This is a genomic window from Fodinibius halophilus, from assembly GCF_011059105.1.
Classification (GTDB): Bacteria; Bacteroidota; Rhodothermia; order Balneolales; family Balneolaceae; genus Fodinibius; species Fodinibius halophilus.
Window position 1 is genome coordinate 125,939 of the sequence record NZ_JAALLS010000003.1, and the last position, 18,709, is coordinate 144,647.

Consider the following 18,709-nt stretch of genomic DNA (forward strand, 5'->3'; position numbering starts at 1 on the left):
TAATCTTTTAGCCAACTGATCACCAACATATTACCGTGGAAAGATCACCGGCAAAAAAAGCGTTACTTATTAGCTTATTGGTATCCTTTGTGTCGTTAGGGTTAAAGCTCAGCGGCTTCTGGATTACCCGTTCTACCACCGCCCTTTCTGATGCTGCCGAATCCGTTATACACGTTCTGGCGGTCTCTTTTGTCTATTATGGATTAATGCTGAGCAACAAACCTGCTGATGACAAGCACCTTTATGGGCATGAACGCGTGGAATTTCTATCGGTTGGCGTTGAAGGAGCCGTCATCACCATAGCAGGTATTACTATTATCTATCAGTCGGTGGAGAACTACCTATTTGGCCACCATCTTAAAGAACTTATGAGCGGTGTTTACCTGATCGGCGGTGCAGGAATCATCAATCTTGTGCTTGGAACCTACTTGCTAAAAGTAGGTCGCCGCGAAGAAAATATGATGGTAATCAGCAACGGCAAACATACTCTTACCGATGTATGGACCAGTGCCGGAGCCGTGGCAACTCTGCTAATTATAAAGTTCACTAACTTTATAATTCTGGATTCCCTGGTCGCAATATTGCTGGCATTCTATATTATATATGAGGGGGGCAAGCTACTAAAATATGCAATCGATGGGTTGATGGATTCCCGAAATCCCGCTATCGATACTTCAATTCGCCAAGAGCTTTCCAAGGATTTCCCCGGATCAATGATCGATGTTCACAATTTACGACATCGTACAACCGGCAACACGACCTGGATAGAGCTGCATGCTGTTTTTGAAGAAGAAGTGAGCCTAAAAAAAGCGCATGACGATTCAACAATGCTTGAAAAGAATCTAATAAATGCGGTAAACGGAGATGTCATTGTCACCATCCATTTAGAACCGGAAGGACATCACGAAGAGGTGCACGATACATTAAAAGACGCCGACCAACAGCGCCCGCTGAAAGATTTTATTTGAGAGATAATATTGAGTAGTGAGTATAAAGTATTGAGATTGGCATGAGCAATTCTATCCATCGAGCATCTTTTCTTCCACCGCTTTTTCAATACGCTGCAAGCTGATTTCTTCTGATATCAGGAATTACTTTCCCTTACTCAATACTCATATCTCAATATCTCACTACTCAATAAGTTAAACCTCAACGCCAATCTTTGTATGGTCGCCCAGATGTACTTCTTGATCAACATCTTTCAGCTCGGTATGTCGACCGATGGTTGAATCCTCGATTGTACAGTCTTCAAGGGTTGCATGCTCCTGGATGAGGCTGTTTTTAACGGTACACTTCTTAAGCGTACTTCCTTCAGCGATACTTGCTTTAGGACCGACAATACAGTTTTCAAGCTCTACATCATCTCCAATATACACCGGAGGGATAATTTTTGTACCGGGAAAGCGATCTTCATCAATCTCTTCATACTCTTTTTCAACAATGATACCGGAAGTTTCGCGCCATGCCGGCAGTGTTCCACAATCCAACCACTGGTCAACCGTGGCTTTGCGAAATATTTTATCATCTTTAAGTAGTCGATCCAGGGCATCGGTGAGCTGAAACTCTCCGCCATGACCACGAACATCATTATCAAGCAGGTACTCAATTTCTTTTTTGAGCTGCTCTCCTTCTTTAAAATAATACACCCCAATGATAGCGAGATTTGAGATCGGCTCATCCGGCTTTTCGACGAAATCAGTAATCTTGCCATCTTGTTCTACGGCCACGCCAAAGCGGGAGGGATCTTCCACTTCTTTCAGCCAAACAACACTATCGGCATCCTCAATAGAAACGGAACCTTCCATATCAAATATAGTATCTGCAAAAACAATAATGCATTCTCCGCTCAAGTCCTCCTCTGCACAATAAACGGCATGGGCTGTTCCCTCGGCAGTCTCCTGCACGCGGAAGGTCGCCTTTGCTCCCTGACGATCACTCATCGCTTGCAAAGCATCCTTAATCTCTTGCCCAAAATCAGGCCCCAGAATAAATACAATTTCATTAATATCACGATCTAATGTTCGCGCAAATGTCTCTACAATACGCTCCACAATCATTTTTCCTGCTACGGGAAGTAAAGGTTTGGGAACCGTATGTGAATGGGGCCGAACTCTTGTTCCACGACCTGCCATTGGGATTATTAATTTCATATATTTCAACGAATTTTAGATGAAAGATTATCTAATTTGTTTAGCGCGTTAATATAACGGAAGTTCCATACTTTAGCGACCACTTGTCACTTATTAATTCTTTAATAAACAGCTTCAATTTGAATTGGTATTTACATTTTATTGATCTCCTCATTCTCGCCTTCGTAATTGTACTGGCGAGACATACCTTTCTAAGAGGACGTTTTTTCTTACATATCTTTCAGCAGCACGGTTATAAACTTAATGAGTACTGGCACTGGCTCTTCGACAATTGGAATAGGCGTGTAGTTACCCCGGAGCATATATTGTACAATATTGTTATCGTAGTTCTGCTCTTTGTTATGTCGAATACCGTAACAGGAAGTACCGCGATAGTTATTTTAAGCCTATTCGGCATCTTCTGGTTTGCCCCCTTTAACTACTACGGAAATGAGGAGGTTAAAAAGCCTCTTGTTTTCACCCCGCGAATGATTCGCCTCACCGTGCCTTTTGTAATTTTATCATTACTGCTTCCTATACTCGTTACTTATATCTCGTATAGCGGTCGTATTCCCTTTACCGGCTATGGACTCAAAAACCAGGGGCTGTATGCCGCTGACATGTACCTTCTGGGATTCGGATGGGTTTTTGCCAATGCCTTAATTCCCTTCCTTATATTTATAGCAGGGACCCTAACAAAACCGATAGAAGCGTATGTGCATCGTCATTTCATAAAGCTGGCCCAAAAAAAGCTCTCCCAAATGCCCGAACTTACGGTCATTGCTATCACCGGCAGCTATGGTAAAACCAGTACGAAATTCATGATCCGCGATCTGCTTAGTGAACGCTATGCGGTCTGCTCCACACCGGGCAGCTACAACACTCCTATGGGGATATGCAAAGTTATCAACAACGATCTGGAGGCTCAACACCAAGTGCTGGTACTTGAGATGGGAGCACGCTATGAAGGGAACATCGATGAACTTTGTGATATTGCTGAACCGGATATTTCGGTAGTTACCAATGTGGGCGTGGCACACTTAGAAACCTTTGGATCTCAGGATGCTATAGCACGTACAAAATCTACGATAGTAAGCCGAACCCAGCCCAACGGAAAAGCAGTACTCAATGCAGATGACAAACGCGTGCATGCTATGGCTGAACTCCGGGATGATCTGGAGATCACCAAAGTAGGGCTTGAAAAAGGCGACATACGGGGCACCAATATTCAGTATGGCCCCGATGGAATGCAGTTTACCGTTACTTCCAATGGAGATAGCGAAACTTTTAATATGAAACTTCTGGGCTCCCATAATGTCCAAAACATGCTATTGGCTGTCGGTGTTGCGAGAGCATTAGATATCCGCCTAACTACCATGGCGATGGCTGCGAGCAGAATAGCACCGGTAGAACATAGGCTGGAGCTTAAGAAACAGGGAGAGCTGACTGTTATTGATGATGCCTTCAACTCTAATCCCGTGGGGGCACGCAATGCTGTGGAAACACTCTCCGCATTTGATACCGGCAGGCGTATCATCATCACGCCGGGAATGATTGAACTTGGTGAACTTCAGGCAGAGAAAAACTACCAGTTTGGCGTGCAAATTGGCGAAGCTGATTTAGACTTGGCCGTTCTTGTAGGGCAACAACAAACCAAACCTATTAAAGAAGGGATTGCCTCTACCGACTTCGACATGCAAAAAGTACAAACCGTCAATAGCTTAAATGAAGCTAATGAGAAGGTTCAAGACTTTGCCCAGAACGGCGATATCATCCTCTACGAAAATGATCTACCTGATAGTTTTAACGAGTAAACATATTTTAATATAGATACCATCGCTCAAAGCGATGGTATCTATGTCTCAGATTTAAAATTTCACTTCTATCCCCAAGCCTGAGTTTAACATCCCAAACCCTCCAAAACCACTATCATCTAAGATAAAAACATTTAGTCCTGCTTCCCCAAAAATAGCAAAGTGCTCACTTAGGCTATAGGAGGTTCCAAATATAGCACCAGGACCAATAGTGGGATCTTCAAATTGTAAATGGAGATTTATCCCCCAATATGTATTTACGTCTTCCGTATCGGTCAATCCAAACTTCCTGAGATAGCTCACATCCAGAAAAAAGTTATCCCGTACACCAGATCGGTTAACATGGAAAAATCCAAGTGTCCGAATGGTATTATTCTCTCCAAAATTAAAGTTTGCCCCTACCATGGGAGAAATACCGCTTATTTTCATTGATCCGGTAATTTCTACATCATCTGTTTCTTGGCTATATACAGTTGGGGTTATCATTAAGGTACAAAGAAGAAATCCACAAAGGGTTAGTACGTTACTAAAAAATACTTTTTTGTCTCTAAACATATTGTAATACAATTTTAATAATTAGTTTGGATAAAAGGTTATTGAATAACCTATCAAAGCTGCTTATCAATCAGACGGTTAATCCCGATAAATGTTGTCACTCAGCTTGATAATAAAAATAATTTAATCCCTCAATGCTCAAGACCTACTTTCGGGCGAAAGAAATAAAAAAGTACCGCCACTAAAAGTGGCAGCACCGTGAAATGAATTTAGTCGGCCATTACTTTTTCGATTTCATCTCGCTCTTTGGGCACATCGGTCATATTTTCATACCCATCCTCGGTAATAATCAGATTATCTTCGATGCGTACCCCACCAAAGTCCATCATCTCATTAAGCTTTGAGGCATTCAAAAACTTAGAAGACTTCTCATCTTCCAGCGCCGGTTTTAACAGCGCAGGCACAAAATAGAGACCGGGCTCTATAGTCAGTGCCATACCGGGCTGCAGCGTCCGCCGCATGCGCAGGTATTTAATCCCGGGACGTTCAATCCGCTCTACTCCTTTGGGGTAGCCTCCTACATCATGCGTATCCAAACCAAGGAAGTGTCCCAGCCCATGGGGAAAAAATAGTGCAAAGATATCCTCTTCCATCAGGTCATCAATAGAGCCACTGACAATATCAGCATCTTTAAGTCCCTGCATCATCACGCGCGCCGCCAAAATATGCAGATCTTCCATCTTAGCATCCGGTTCGGAACCCTCAATAACTTGCTTTTGAGCTTCAAGAACGGCCTCATAAATCTCGGCTTGGGTAGCTGTAAACTTCCCATTCGCGGGATAGGTTCTTGTATAATCCGAAGCATAACCATTGCATTCATAACCGGCATCAATCAAGAAAAGATCACCGTCTTTCACTTCGCGGTTATTCTCTACGTAGTGTAGAATAGCGCTGTTTTCACCGGCCGCAAAAATGCCGTTATAGGCATCCTGCATCAATCCATTTTTAATCTGATGATAATCAAAAATGGCTTTCAGCTCATGCTCATATTTCCCCGGCTCCAGGGCATCAAGTACCGCTCGGTGAGCAATATTATTCACCCGTGCAGCTTCTCGCATCTGATCCAGCTCCCACTCTGTTTTAAATACCCGACAATGTGTAATGGCATCATCAAGCGTATCCAGATCAATGGGAAGCTTGCGTTCAAACTCTTCGATAAACTCAGCTTGCTCCTCTTCAATACAGTATATTTTATCAGGATCAATTTCATTAAGCACCTGGGGCAGTTTATTTTCATAATGCAAGTGATCAGGCTGGTATTCTTCTTGCAGCTGCTCTTTGGATTTCACCCGACCGTGCCAAACCGCATATTGTGCATCACGTTTCGGGGCAAAAAGGTGATACTCCTGCTTTTGGAGATCCAAAACGAGATGGAAATCCGGTTCATTTACTCCCGTTAGGTACCAAAAATTCGACTCCTGCCGGAAAGGGAACTCATAATCGGTATTGTACCGATACATGAGATCAGCCCCCTTCATATAAACAATGGCAGATTCTTCATCGTCAAGTAGTGAAAATAATTTTTCGCGGTGTAAATGATGCATAAGAAATTGTTTAATGAAAATGGAATCTGGAACTTACGAGAAAAATCGTATCGAAGAAACTAAATCACCTGTTATCTACTCTACATACTCAGAGAAAATATCATTGGCCTGTTCTGCAATTTCGGACATCTCTTTTAGCTGCCACAACTCCCAATAGTCATTGAGATCAAAGGTTCGAATACCATCTTTGGAATACAGGCCACTGTTACCCTTCTTTTCATCATCAAGCAGATCGAGATTAATTTCTAACACGGCCTTATTTTCATCTTCCTCGTTTAAAATGATGATCATTCGGTTGCCTCCAAATGCCGTATTTAGGGTACTAACAGCAATACGACGATCTTCGGCCACCGCATTAATTCGATAATAGTGACTTAAATCCACATCCGAAGGACCATCCCCAAAATTTAAGTATTGAACCTGCTGATCTTTTGCAAGCCAAAATTGAGAATAAGCCTTCTGTATCCACTCTTGCAATTTTGAGGAGGCTTTTTCACCGGCAAATCCACGATCTTTCCAATACGTGAAGTCAGGCTTCATACCCTCACTGCTGTCATCCAGAAACGGTGGACGCTCATCTCTCTGCATAACTTTGTCCGATTCGCTGTCAATGGCATACCAGTAGTCACTTATCCCATTTGTTAGCAACAAATAGGGTGCATTCACATTCCTGTTATATCGCCCAACTTGCTCTGCCGCTTTTTCGGATATAGGAATATGTTCGGCTTTACATTCAACCAACAGCATCGGTTCAAATTGCCGGTCATAGCAAATAATATCCGTCCGCATATCCGTATCTCCTATACTGCCAATAGACTCTTCGGTCGACATACGATTTTTTGACCATCCAAATTGCATAAGAGCCTCAATAACGCGCAGACGTACCCGCTCTTCCGGTAGGTTTTTTAAGGCTTTCTTATGGATAGGATTCCATAACATCTTCTGGCGATTTCGCCACGCCACCCGGGGATATGCATGTTCAACAATAGTAGACATAGCTACAAATATAGAAATTTTAAAATAGGCTTAAAGGCAATTCGAAAAAACTGCATAGCCAATACGTTGGCCATAATCATTCAAAGGGACCTTTGCAAAACCAGGCAGCCATCCTGAATGTAATGAAGGATCTCCCTTTCAACGGCAGCAGATGGATACTGGAGATTCTTCGACAAGCTCAGGATGACGAAATCAAAGGTTTTGCAAAGCCCTCTCAAACAAAAAAGGCCCCGAAATCCGGAGCCTTTCTGCTTCATACACGTTAGGCTGTTTAGGCGTTTGCCATCTCTTTTTCTTTATCCATTTGGCGATAAATAATCAGCTGCTGCCCAATAGATACTACGTTATATATGAGATAGTAGAGACTTAATCCCGCAGCAAAGTTGTTAAAAATAAACAACAGCATGAAGGGGAAAATATATTGCAGTGCCTTCATATTCGGTCCGCCGGCTGCTCCACCGCCGCCACCACCGGGTCCCATACCGCCGGTAAGTTTGCTTTGTGCCATCATTGCTGCTGTCATCAACAGTACAAAACCGGCAAGCTGATCACCAAGAAACGGAACTTCAAAAGGAAGGTTTAATATATAATCCGGTGCTGAAAGGTCACCTGCCCACAGAAATTCCTGCTGACGAATTAAGATCGAGTTCTGGAAGAAACGCCAAAGAGTAATTAAAATTGGTAACTGTAACAGGTTGGGCAAACATCCACCCAGCGGATTTACGCCCTCCTCTTTATACAGCTTCATTGTTTCTTTCTGCTGTTTTTCCGGGTCATCTTCATACTTCTCTTTAATCTCCTGCATCTTAGGCTGCAGCTCTTTCATTGCAGCCATACTACGGTAACTCTTCTTTGTAAGCGGGTACAGAACCATCTTAATGAGTATAGCAAATAAGATAATCGCAAAACCGATGCTCATATAATTTTCAGCTGCATCGAAGTACGGAATAATAAGATACGTTACGAGAGGGTCCGACATCCAGCTTAACCAAGAGTACCCGGTATCTACCATCCCATATGTCTGGGCATCATAAGAGGACAATGCGTGATAGTCCATTGGACCGGCAAACAAACTAAAAGCTGCTTTTCCTTTGGGAGAGATGTCCGTTGTAATAAACGACTTGTAATTATGATCAGTCGTCATCTTCCCGCTTTCTCCCGTCTGTTCACCAACAAGATGGGCGCCCTGTGTAGAATTTGGAGTCTTAATAATTTGCGTAAAGAACTTTGTGCGAGTTGCCACCCAATCGATAGTACCATTGTAATCTTGGGTATTGCGTCCTGCTTCATCTAGCTTTAACCGCTCCATCTCTCCCCCAGTATAAACATAGGCCGAAGAGTAAGTAGATTCCAGTGTGGGATCTTTCTCGGTGAAATTAAGTGGAGAGGTCCATCCAAAATCAACTGTACCACCAATAATATCGCGCTCCAATCCTTCAAAAGTAACATCGAGCCCGAACTGGTGAGAATCTCCCGACAGGGTATACGTATAAACTATGCGCTTACTGTCGCTGATGTTAAGAGCATACCGAACCTGTGCCGAATCACCTTTTGCTACAGTCAGCGAATCAGCATTGGTAAGGGGTTCAAACACCAGGTCATTCGTCTCAACATTATAATTTTCACTGGTCAGAAAGCCCATGGAGTACGCAGATTGCGTCGTATCTTTAATCATATGCACAGGCTTATGATCCCACGTCTCGTAATCTTTGAGCGTTATCTGCGAAGGCCCTGCTCCGAGATTTGTAAATGTTGCCCGGTACAGGGGAGTCTTAACTACAATTTCAGAAGTATCAGCGACACTGGCAGCTGAAAATGCTCCCATATTTTGTGGTTCTTCCTGTTCAGAACGCAACGTTTGCTGCTGTGGTTCTGGTGAAGCCTGTGCTTCTTCCACATCTTGCTGCTGGCTATCCTCATTTTGTGCCATCGTCTTTGCTCGCTGGCTGTCTGCCTGAGCAGCAGCAATACTGTCTTGACGCGCTTGTGCCTGACGTTCACGCAATTCCTGTTCTGATGGCATGCTAAAGTAGCCCCAGGCAACCATCACTATAAATATTAACACTAAGCCGGTTACGGTATTACGATCCAAGAGAAATCCTCAGTTAAATTAAATTTTTGAATTCTTTTTGTGCTCGGGTACAGGATCATGACCTCCTTCGGTCCAGGGGTGGCAACGTGCAATACGCTTTGCGGTAAGCCAAAACCCTTTAATAGCCCCATGCCTTCGAAAAGCTTCAATACTGTATTGACTGCATGTAGGATGATACCTGCAGCTGCTTGGCATCCACGGAGAAATAACTAGCTGATATAAGCGGACAAGTCCAATAAACAGGTATTTCATGAATGGGCGGACAAAATGGTAGGAAGTTGATCGCGCACTTGTTCGAGCAATACTACTACATCTTGCTCAACATCTTTATAGGGCACATCAACAGCATTGGCCATGAGTGCTCCATGAAAAGTAAGCTCTGTCTCCCGGAGGAAGGCCGATAACGTATGTTGATGAAGCCGATAAGCTTCTTTAAGAAGCCGTTTCATTCTATTTCGTTTATTTGCTTTACCCAAACTTTTCCGTACAATAAAGCCCATAAGGCAGCCGAAAGAAGTATTATCAACAATCTGAAACCGTAGATTTACATACTTATGACGGAAAATATAAGCGTCCTTTTCAAAAAGGCGCTTAAAATTCTTTCGGCCCCTCAGGATTTTAGCTTTGGATAAGCCTAAATCATTGCCAGAGGTCGAAGAGTGGTTACTTCGGCCCTTGTTCATCACTAATAGTGATACTGTGGCGTCCTTTTTGACGACGCTTCTTCAACACTTTCTTTCCGTTCTTGCTACTATTACGCTTTCGGAAACCATGCTTGTTTTTTCGTTTACGACTGCTTGGTTGATACGTACGTTTCATGACTAAAATCGATTTATGAGAATTCGCTTCTGATACAGACCCATAAAATAAAAATAAATTTAGACAATAAGAACCATAATTTATCGGTTACATTTAATGCATATGTAGAGGTCTACTGGTAAAAAATGCGGAATTATACCGTTAATTAATTTGAACAGGCTCTGCGTAAACTGTAACTTTCACAAATCATATTAATTGCACGAGACAAAACTTTTCTATGTTCGACACATTAGGTGATAAAGTTAGTGATCTTTTAACGAGTATTTTCGGATCCAAGAGCGAGCGTGACCTCAAAAGGATCTGGCCCATAGTGGAAGAAATAAATGAGCACTATGAGGGAATGGAAGAGCTTTCGGATGAAGAGCTCAAACAGAAGACCGAATCCTTCAAGCAGAAAATTAGTGACGCCACTGCCGAAGTGGAAGAGGAGATCGCCTCTATTAAAGACACGCTGAACAGCAGCGATGAACTCTCGGTAAACCGACGCCGTGAACTGGCCGAAGAACTCGAAGAGCTTGAACAAGAACAAACAGACATCATTGAAGATGTTCTGGATGAGATCCTGCCCGAGGCCTTTGCCGTAATGAAAGATACGTGCCGGCGCTTCCTTGGCGAAAAATGGATGGTCGGCGGCAGCATGAACGAATGGGGTATGGTGCCCTACGACGTACAGCTTGCCGGCGCTGTTGCCATGCACCAGGGTAAAATTGCTGAAATGAAAACGGGTGAAGGTAAAACACTGGCCGCTATTATGCCGGCTTACCTCAATGCATTAAGTGGCCGCGGTGTCCATATTGTAACGGTTAACAACTACCTGGCAAAACGTGATGCCGAATGGAATGAACCGCTGTTTAACTTCCACGGTCTCGAAGTTGATTGTGTTGACCTCTATGATCCGAACTCCGAACCTCGTCGCGAAGCTTATCAAGCCGATATCACCTACGGCACAAATAATGAGTTCGGCTTCGATTACTTGCGCGATAATATGGTCGTCAACTCCGACCAGCTTGTGCAACGTGATCATAACTTCGCCATTATTGATGAGATTGACTCTATTCTTATTGATGAAGCCCGTACTCCACTTATCATTTCAGGTCCCGTACCGGAAGATAACCGCTCTGAGAAATATGAAGAACTGAAACCCCGGGTAGAATCACTGGTTAAAGCTCAGAAAAAACTTGTTGCTTCCCTTGTCAAAGAAGCCCAGGAAGAGATGGAAAAAGGGAATGAAGAGAAAGCGGGGCTCGCACTGTATCGCGCACAGCGTGGATTTCCAAAGAACAAGAAGTTCCGCAAAATGATGCAGATTCCACAGAACCAAAAGCTTGTTCAAGAGACCGAAGCTTTTTACTTGCAGGACAATGCCCGCCGCCTGCCGGAAGTAGATGAAGAGCTATACTATTCGGTAGATATGAAGATGAATAACCTGGAAATGACCGAAAAGGGTCGAGAGTTTATTCTGCGGGATGATGAAGATAAAGAGTTTTTCGTAATCCCTGACCTGGGTACCGAAACCACTATTATTGATGAAGAAATTGATGAGCTTCGCGAAGAAAAAATCGAAGAGATCAAACAAAACGATGACTTTAGCGAAGAATATAAAGAGAAAAAGATTGAAGAAGCCAAGCAGGAAGTAGCACAGGAACGCGAACGACGTTTCAATGAACTTCACCGCCTGTTTGCCGAACGCAGCGACCGCATCCACACTATCAACCAGCTGCTAAAAGCCTATACCCTTTTTGAACGCGAAGAAGAATACATTGTTCAAGAAGGCAAAGTCCAAATTGTAGATGAGCATACAGGTCGTGTACTGTCGGGACGCCGATATTCTGATGGTTTGCACCAGGCTATTGAAGCCAAAGAGAATGTGAGTGTTGAAGCTTCTACTCAGACCTACGCTACCATTACGCTGCAAAACTACTTCCGGATGTACAATAAGCTTTCCGGAATGACTGGTACTGCTGCAACTGAGGAGGGAGAATTCAATGAGATATATGACCTTGACGTCGTAATCATCCCCACTAATGAACCGGTAATCCGGGATGATAAAGAGGATCTCGTATTCCGCACCAAGCGTGAAAAATATAATGCGTCCATTGAAAGAATCCGTGAATATCACGAAAAAGGGCAACCCGTACTCGTAGGTACTACCAGCGTTGATGTGTCTGAGACCATCAGCCGAATGCTCAAACGTGCCGACATTCCTCATAACGTATTAAACGCCAAGCATCACGCACGGGAAAGTGAAATTGTAGAAAATGCCGGCCAGCCCGGTGCCGTTACCGTGGCTACGAACATGGCGGGCCGTGGTACCGATATTAAACTGGCTCCCGGTGTTAAAGAGAAAGGCGGGTTGGCTATCCTCGGTACTGCCCGACACGAATCTCGACGTATTGACTTGCAGCTTCGCGGACGTGCCGGTCGTCAGGGAGATCCCGGGGAATCCCAATTCTTTGTATCTCTGGAAGATGACCTGATGCAGCTGTTTGGCTCTGATCGTGTTGCCAGCGTAATGGATCGCCTCAACTTTGAAGAAGGCGAAGTTATTACCCACTCCTGGATTACCAAATCACTGGCACGGGCACAATCAAAGGTTGAGCAAAACAACTTCAGCATTCGTAAGAAACAGCTGGAATACGATGACGTGCTCAACAATCAGCGTGAAGTTATCTATAAACGACGTAAACACGCCCTCGAAGGTGATGAGCTACGTAGTGACCTCTACGACATGCTTGAAGAACTCGTCGAAAATGTAGTTGATGAACACTATCCTGAAGGTGAGCTCGATGAAATAAAAGATACCATACTTCGATTCTTAGCTGTTGATATCCAACTTGATCGCGAAGAGATGGGCCAAATGGGACCTGACGTGCTCATTGATCACATTATTGAGCGAGCATACGAGGTTTATGATCAAAAAGAACAGATGATCTCTGAACCTATCTATGAGGTGATCAAAAATATTGAAGAGTCGGAAGCCGAAAACAAGCCTTCCAAGGTGCAGGTTATCTTCACTGACGGAATTCGCCGCATGCGAGTAGTGGTAGATGTAGACCGGGCACTCGAAAATGAAGGGCATGAAATTGCACGTGCCCTTGAGCGTACGGCGGTTCTTTCTACTATTGATAATAAATGGATGGACCACCTCCGCGAGCTGGATGCCGTTAAAGAAGGTATTGGCCTGCGTGCGTATGGGAAAAAAGATCCCCTCCTAGAATACAAGCGCGAAGCATTTGAGATGTTTAAGCAGCTGCTTGATGATGTTAACCAAGAGGCCATTTCTCTGATCTGGAAGGCGATCCCTGAGATGCAAGCTGACCAGGAAAAACTACAACAAGCACCCGAAGAGCGTGCCAAAGTGGATATGAACCAAGCCAAGACCAAGCACTCCGATGCTACCAATATGGGCTTCAAGTCCGGACAGGCACAGCCAAACGGCGGACAACAGGAACGGAGCGACCAAAAGCCACAACCGGTAACCGTTGAAGAAGAACCGGGACGTAACGACTACGTCAAAATTCAGAACATGAGCAGCGGCGAAGTCATCGATATCAAATGGAAAAAGGCCAAACGCAAAGTTGAAGAAGACGGCTGGGTTCTAATCGAAAAATAGCGTACCGTTATTGGTTAATGGATGGCATACAACCAATAACTTTAACCATTAACCTATATTCGGCAATATGGAAATACTGGGAATTGATATCGGGAGTTATGGTATCAAAGGATGCATTGTTGATACCGAAAAAGGTGAAATAATATCGGAATATAAAAGCACTCCCCCACTCGAGGATAGTACCCCACACAAAGTCTTAGCTCAGATGCATCATATGGTGAGCAATGAGTTTGAGTGGGATGGTCCTGTAGGATGTGCCTTCCCTGCTCCTGTCAATAACGGCATTGTTTTATCAGCAAGACGTATCGACAAATCTTGGATAGATGCCAATGCTGAGCAACTTTTTTCTGATATCACCGATAATCCTGTCACTATTATAAATGATACCGACGCCACCGGTTTGGCAGAAATGCATTTTGGAGCAGGTATAAACCAAAGCGGGCTTACCATCGTGCTCACGGTGGGTACCGGTATCGGCTCTTCCCTTTTTATGGATGGCAAACTGGTGCCAAACACAGAGTTGGGCCTCCTTGAGATTGATGGCACCACCGTTGAAAAACATGCCTCTAACAAAGCCCGAAAAGAAGAAAATCTCCGCAAAAAAATCTGGGCCAAACGTTTAGAAACCGTGCTGGAACATTTCGAAAAGATCTTTCACCCCAACCTGTTTATTCTGGGCGGACAACTCAGCAAAAAGGCCAAAAAAACATTTCCATATATTAAAATAAACACCGCCTTTAAGGCCGCGGAATTTCAAAATGAGGCCAGTATCGTTGGTGCGGCTATGGTTGCCAGCAACAAGGGTAACGAAGTATTCTATCGCTAGCTCTGATGTTAGTGCCATAAATGCCGACATATATAAAGCAATCGTCGTCTTTATACTCTACCATGGATGACTACTATAGCTTTCAACAGCTTTCCAGAGAAGTTGAAGAAACAGAACTTTTCAAATACCGGTCTTATACAGCTCAGTTTGGGCATTATCTCTCCCGCTTAATTGCAGGAATATTCTTGTTATCGATATTTATCGTTTTATTGCTTCGCTGGATTCCTCCTCCCACAACTTCTTTCATATTACAAAGACAGTATGAAGCAAGGCAAAATAGCCAATCGCTGGATATTCAATACCACTGGATATCTGATGATGAGATTTCGCCACACCTCAAAATGGCAGCTATCTCATCAGAAGATCAACGCTTTGCCAATCACTGGGGACTTGATGTCAACTCTATCCAAAAGGCGATTAATGAACATAAACAAGGAGCAGATCTCCGGGGCGCCAGTACTATCACGCAACAAGTTGCCAAGAATCTTTTTTTATGGCCAAGCCGGTCATACCTGCGAAAAGGAGTCGAAGCCTATCTTGCTCTCACGATTGAGCTCCTTTGGTCGAAAGAAAGGATCCTCGAAGTATATTTAAATATTGTGGAATTTGGGGATGGTGTTTATGGTGCCGAAGCTGCCGCCCAGCGCTACTTTAACAAATCTGCGAAACAACTCTCAAAATGGGAAAGTGCCTTTATGGTAACGGCTCTTCCGGCCCCAAAACGTTATAATCTTGATAACCCCTCCGAATATATGTTAGGCCGCAGCGCCTGGGTTATGCGCTATATGAATTACCTGGGCAATGATACCTACCTGGAAAAATTAGAGTAATACCCTGCCTCAAAATCGTAAAAAAATGTACCGCTCTTGCCCCTCTCTTAAATCCTTTCTTTATTATCGAACGAAAAATAACTTTCAGAATCATTCATAATGAAGCCACTTTTAACACTTTTTACCCTTTTACTGCTCATACCGGGATTTACAAAAGCCCAGACATCTCTTGATACACTGAGCTTAAAATCAATCTTCTATGAACCGTTATTGGCAGGCAATCGCCCCGACCTAAATACTTTTTCTCCTGATGGCCAACATATCTATTACCAGGCCAATGACTCGGCAATGACTGAAGAAGAAATATTCCAAGTAAGCCTTAATGGCAGCGACAGAAAGCTTGCCCCCAAAGATATTGAAAAGCGATTTAAGGTTGCCCCCACAGGGAATAAACTCCTATTTAATAAACGAGGAGACCTGTGGATAGCCGACCTAAACTTTGAAAACAAAAAGCAGCTTACTGACTCTGAGGTCCCGGAATACAATGCTATCTGGTCTCCCAACGGTAGGCGTATTGCTTTTGTCATGGATGGCGATGTTTGGATTCTGGATATCAAAAGTGCCCAGCTCAAACAAGTGACAAACATCTCAAAAGATGATCTGCGATACAGCATCACCGACTGGGCGGGAAATGACAAGCTTATTTTATCTCAATACGACACTTCTGACTATGAAGAGTATTATTTTCCTGAGTATGTTGGCCACTACGTTGAAACGGGTGCCACACGCCGAGGTATAGCAAAACGAACCTATTCCATTGCCTATCTCGATTCCAGTAAAATCGACCAGATCCTTGAAAAAAAGGGATATATCAGCCCTAGCGTTAGTTCGGATGGCCAATACCTTGCTCTTGATATCATGGATGCTCCCATGAAACATCGTGAAATAAAGGTATATGACCTACAGAAATCAGCTTGGGAAACGGTTTTTAAAGATTCTACTGACGGATGGCTTTACGGTACCGAGATGGAATTTGCTCCCGAAGGACAAACGCTGATGTTCCAGTCAGAAAAGGATGGATGGAACCATATATACACCATAAACCCTGATGGAAGTAATCTCAGCCAACATACAAAGGGTTCATTTGAAATCCCCTGGGTACAATGGACCGGCAAAGAGTCTATGGTTTTTGCTTCTACCAAAGTAGATCCCGGTGAACGACATATTTATACCCTCGATATTGGTAATAGTAAAGTCACAAAACTTACTGACAAAACAGGATATCGCAAGGGCTTTCGATTAAGTCCTGACAAAGATCACCTGGTATATAAGTACAGTTACTTTAATCAGCCGTTTGAACTTTACAGTCTCGACCTTCAAAATCCTCAAGAAGAAGTTCGATTAAGCGAGACTATTCCAAATCGTTTCAATAAAATCGACTGGCAAAAGGAGGATTACATTCGGTTTACCGGTCGCGATGGCGAGACCAAGCTCTCGATGTCTGTTCTTGAACCTCTGAACAAACAAAAGGGCAGCTCTCATCCTGTTGTAGTGTTTGTGCATGGTGCCGGCTCGCTACAAAATGTGTACAAAGGATGGTCATCAAGCTATTATCGTGAGTATATGTTTCATCAGTACCTCACAGCGCAGGGATATTATGTGATTGAGGTCGATTATCGACATAGCACCGGATACGGACGTGAATTTCGAGAAGATGTAACCAACTGGATGGGTAAGTACGAAACCCAAGATATCATAGACGGCATCAATTATCTTGCTGATAACTATCCGCAGGCTGATACCAGCAAGACGGGTATCTATGGGGGAAGTTACGGGGGATTCATGGCCTTGTATGCCACCAGCGTAGCCCCTGACTATTTTGATGCTGCAGCTGCTTTACGTGCCGTCACAAATTGGGATAATTACTATCACACCAACCCTTGGTACACTTTGCCACGATTGGGAGAACCCAAGGCCGACTCTGCCAACTATGCCCGAAGCTCTCCTATCAATTACGTGGATGAGCTGGAACAACCTGTACTCATCTTACATGGACTCATAGACAGCAATGTGGGTTTCCAGGATGCCGCACAATACATAGATAAACTTGTGCAGTCCGGCGACAAAGAGTTCGATATGATGGTCTATCCCTCAGAGCGACATAGCTTTAAAGATCCCGATGCCTGGTATGATGAATACAGCCGTATTTACGAATTCTTCGAAGAGGAACTAAAGTAATTATAAGCTTTTGCTTCGATTTCTTCTCGGGGATAATACCTGATTTTTTATAACTACCGGTATTCCCCCGGGGATTTTTTTCACCTTCCTAAAAAAGATAGTACGAACCGAAAAATCGTATGCAAGAATAAATAAGCAAAAAAACCTCGGAATGTTCCTTTTTTTTCTTAGGTTCTTATCTTTTCAAGACTGATCCCAATAATCATAATTTGTGAAAATTTATGGCTTGGATTGTCATTGCCATAACTACATTAATCGTTGCCCTTTTCGTAGTAGAACTACAGATTGCTGCACCTCCCTACCTGGAGAAAACTTCTGATCACTTTGATGGTAAGAAATTTGTGAACCCCAATGCAGGGGATACACACCGTTACTGGGAAGTACTCAAATGGTGGTTTAGCGGCTATGACAGGGGAGAATGGCACCAACTGGATGAAGATCAAATAACCCAATATCCTCCTCCAGCTCCAAAAGAAGGGCAAAACAGTTTCAAAGCTACATTTGTAAACCATGCGACCTACCTGCTTCAGCTGGATGGCCTCAATATCCTAACTGATCCCGTATGGAGCTTTCGTGCCAGCCCGTACCAATGGATTGGCCCCAAGCGTATGCGTCCACCGGGTATTGCCTTTGAAGATCTCCCCCATATTGATGTCGTACTGCTTACCCATAACCATTACGATCATCTTGATTTACCGACAGTAAAAAAACTGTATCAAAAGTATGATCCGAAATTTATAGTCCCACTTGGTGTTGAAAAGCTCCTTCACGACCATGGTATTTTTAGCACTTCACATCTCGATTGGTGGGATCACCATCCCATCTCAGAATCCCTGTCGCTGACCGCTGTTCCGGCTCAACACTTTTCGGGACGTGGCCTTTTTGACCGTAACAAAACATTATGGTGTGGCTATGTTTTACACGCTTCAATAGGAAATATCTACTTTGCCGGTGATACGGGCTATGGTGATTTTATCAGGGATATTGGCAATCGTTTTGGCCCCATACATACCTCTTTTCTGCCAATTGGTGCCTATAAGCCGCGCTGGTTTATGCAAAAGATCCATATGTCGCCCAAAGAAGCAGTTAGAGCACATAAATATATCCAGTCTCAACAGAGTTTTGCCATGCATTTTGGCACCTTTCCTATGGCTGATGATGGAATGTATGAACCCGTCGAAGACTTAGCACATGCCCTCGATGAACTTAGTGTCAACGAACAAGAATTCAATGTACTTGACGAGGGAGAGTCGAAGGTATTTAATGCACTTGATTCTGCTGATGTGGCATAAAATTCGTATTAATTAACCTAT

General features: G+C 43.6%; 16 protein-coding genes. 8 read left to right on the plus strand and 8 right to left on the minus strand.

Features of this window, described 5'->3' with window-relative positions; all coding sequences use genetic code 11:
* Positions 1 to 35: 35 nt before the first annotated feature.
* Positions 36 to 968: a cation diffusion facilitator family transporter gene (locus G3569_RS03785; protein WP_165266245.1), complete on the plus strand. Its 933-nt coding sequence runs from the start codon at positions 36 to 38 to the stop codon at positions 966 to 968.
* Positions 969 to 1,142: 174 nt separating this feature from the next.
* Here G3569_RS03785 and G3569_RS03790 read toward each other — a convergent pair whose 3' ends face one another.
* Positions 1,143 to 2,150, minus strand: coding sequence for a sugar phosphate nucleotidyltransferase (locus G3569_RS03790; protein ID WP_165266247.1), 1,008 nt, complete (start codon positions 2,148 to 2,150; stop codon positions 1,143 to 1,145).
* A gap of 119 nt (positions 2,151 to 2,269) precedes the next feature.
* On the opposite strand from G3569_RS03790, the gene G3569_RS03795 reads away from it, so the two are divergent.
* Entirely contained in the window at positions 2,270 to 3,943 is a 1,674-nt protein-coding gene (locus G3569_RS03795; protein WP_165266248.1) for a UDP-N-acetylmuramoyl-tripeptide--D-alanyl-D-alanine ligase, read from the plus strand.
* Positions 3,944 to 3,997: 54 nt separating this feature from the next.
* Here the strand turns inward: G3569_RS03795 and G3569_RS03800 are convergent, their stop codons facing one another.
* The 3 genes from G3569_RS03800 to G3569_RS03810 all read right to left on the minus strand — a co-directional run bounded on the left by G3569_RS03800 (position 3,998) and on the right by G3569_RS03810 (position 7,038).
* Positions 3,998 to 4,498, minus strand: coding sequence for a hypothetical protein (locus G3569_RS03800; RefSeq protein WP_165266250.1), 501 nt, complete (start codon positions 4,496 to 4,498; stop codon positions 3,998 to 4,000).
* Positions 4,499 to 4,707: 209 nt separating this feature from the next.
* Entirely contained in the window at positions 4,708 to 6,042 is a 1,335-nt protein-coding gene (locus G3569_RS03805; RefSeq protein WP_165266251.1) for an aminopeptidase P family protein, read from the minus strand.
* Between the two features lie 75 nt (positions 6,043 to 6,117).
* Positions 6,118 to 7,038: a type I restriction enzyme HsdR N-terminal domain-containing protein gene (locus G3569_RS03810; protein WP_165266253.1), complete on the minus strand. Its 921-nt coding sequence runs from the start codon at positions 7,036 to 7,038 to the stop codon at positions 6,118 to 6,120.
* A 92-nt stretch (positions 7,039 to 7,130) separates the two neighbouring features.
* Between G3569_RS03810 and G3569_RS03815 the strand changes: the two genes are divergently transcribed.
* Positions 7,131 to 7,304 (plus strand): hypothetical protein, encoded by a 174-nt coding sequence (locus G3569_RS03815; RefSeq protein WP_165266255.1) that lies wholly within the window; start codon positions 7,131 to 7,133, stop codon positions 7,302 to 7,304.
* Positions 7,305 to 7,309: 5 nt separating this feature from the next.
* Here G3569_RS03815 and yidC read toward each other — a convergent pair whose 3' ends face one another.
* Genes yidC through rpmH form a run of 4 tightly spaced genes read right to left on the minus strand, consistent with a single transcriptional unit; the run spans position 7,310 to position 9,949 of the window.
* On the minus strand, positions 7,310 to 9,130 hold the full coding sequence (gene yidC, locus G3569_RS03820; protein WP_165266257.1) for a membrane protein insertase YidC: 1,821 nt from the start codon (positions 9,128 to 9,130) through the stop codon (positions 7,310 to 7,312).
* An 18-nt stretch (positions 9,131 to 9,148) separates the two neighbouring features.
* Positions 9,149 to 9,382 carry a membrane protein insertion efficiency factor YidD gene (gene yidD, locus G3569_RS03825; RefSeq protein ID WP_165266259.1) on the minus strand — a complete coding sequence of 78 codons (234 nt, stop codon included), beginning with the start codon at positions 9,380 to 9,382 and terminating at the stop codon, positions 9,149 to 9,151.
* Entirely contained in the window at positions 9,379 to 9,813 is a 435-nt protein-coding gene (locus G3569_RS03830) for a ribonuclease P protein component (protein WP_165266261.1), read from the minus strand. The genes yidD and G3569_RS03830 overlap by 4 nt, the downstream gene beginning before the upstream one ends.
* Entirely contained in the window at positions 9,794 to 9,949 is a 156-nt protein-coding gene (rpmH, locus tag G3569_RS03835; RefSeq protein WP_138430857.1) for a 50S ribosomal protein L34, read from the minus strand. Before rpmH ends, G3569_RS03830 begins: the two co-directional genes overlap by 20 nt.
* Positions 9,950 to 10,166: 217 nt before the next feature.
* Between rpmH and secA the strand changes: the two genes are divergently transcribed.
* From secA to G3569_RS03860, 5 genes are all read left to right on the plus strand, one after another.
* Complete coding sequence (gene secA, locus G3569_RS03840) at positions 10,167 to 13,562, plus strand: preprotein translocase subunit SecA (RefSeq protein ID WP_165266263.1); 3,396 nt, start codon at positions 10,167 to 10,169, stop codon at positions 13,560 to 13,562.
* A gap of 67 nt (positions 13,563 to 13,629) precedes the next feature.
* Entirely contained in the window at positions 13,630 to 14,388 is a 759-nt protein-coding gene (gene ppgK, locus G3569_RS03845) for a polyphosphate--glucose phosphotransferase (protein WP_165266265.1), read from the plus strand.
* Positions 14,389 to 14,450: 62 nt separating this feature from the next.
* Positions 14,451 to 15,218, plus strand: coding sequence for a monofunctional biosynthetic peptidoglycan transglycosylase (mtgA, locus tag G3569_RS03850; RefSeq protein ID WP_205720018.1), 768 nt, complete (start codon positions 14,451 to 14,453; stop codon positions 15,216 to 15,218).
* A 99-nt stretch (positions 15,219 to 15,317) separates the two neighbouring features.
* Positions 15,318 to 17,396 (plus strand): S9 family peptidase, encoded by a 2,079-nt coding sequence (locus G3569_RS03855; RefSeq protein ID WP_165266269.1) that lies wholly within the window; start codon positions 15,318 to 15,320, stop codon positions 17,394 to 17,396.
* Between the two features lie 221 nt (positions 17,397 to 17,617).
* The gene (locus tag G3569_RS03860) at positions 17,618 to 18,688 is read left to right on the plus strand and encodes an MBL fold metallo-hydrolase (RefSeq protein ID WP_165266271.1); all 1,071 of its coding nucleotides are present in this window, start codon (positions 17,618 to 17,620) and stop codon (positions 18,686 to 18,688) included.
* Positions 18,689 to 18,709: the final 21 nt, after the last annotated feature.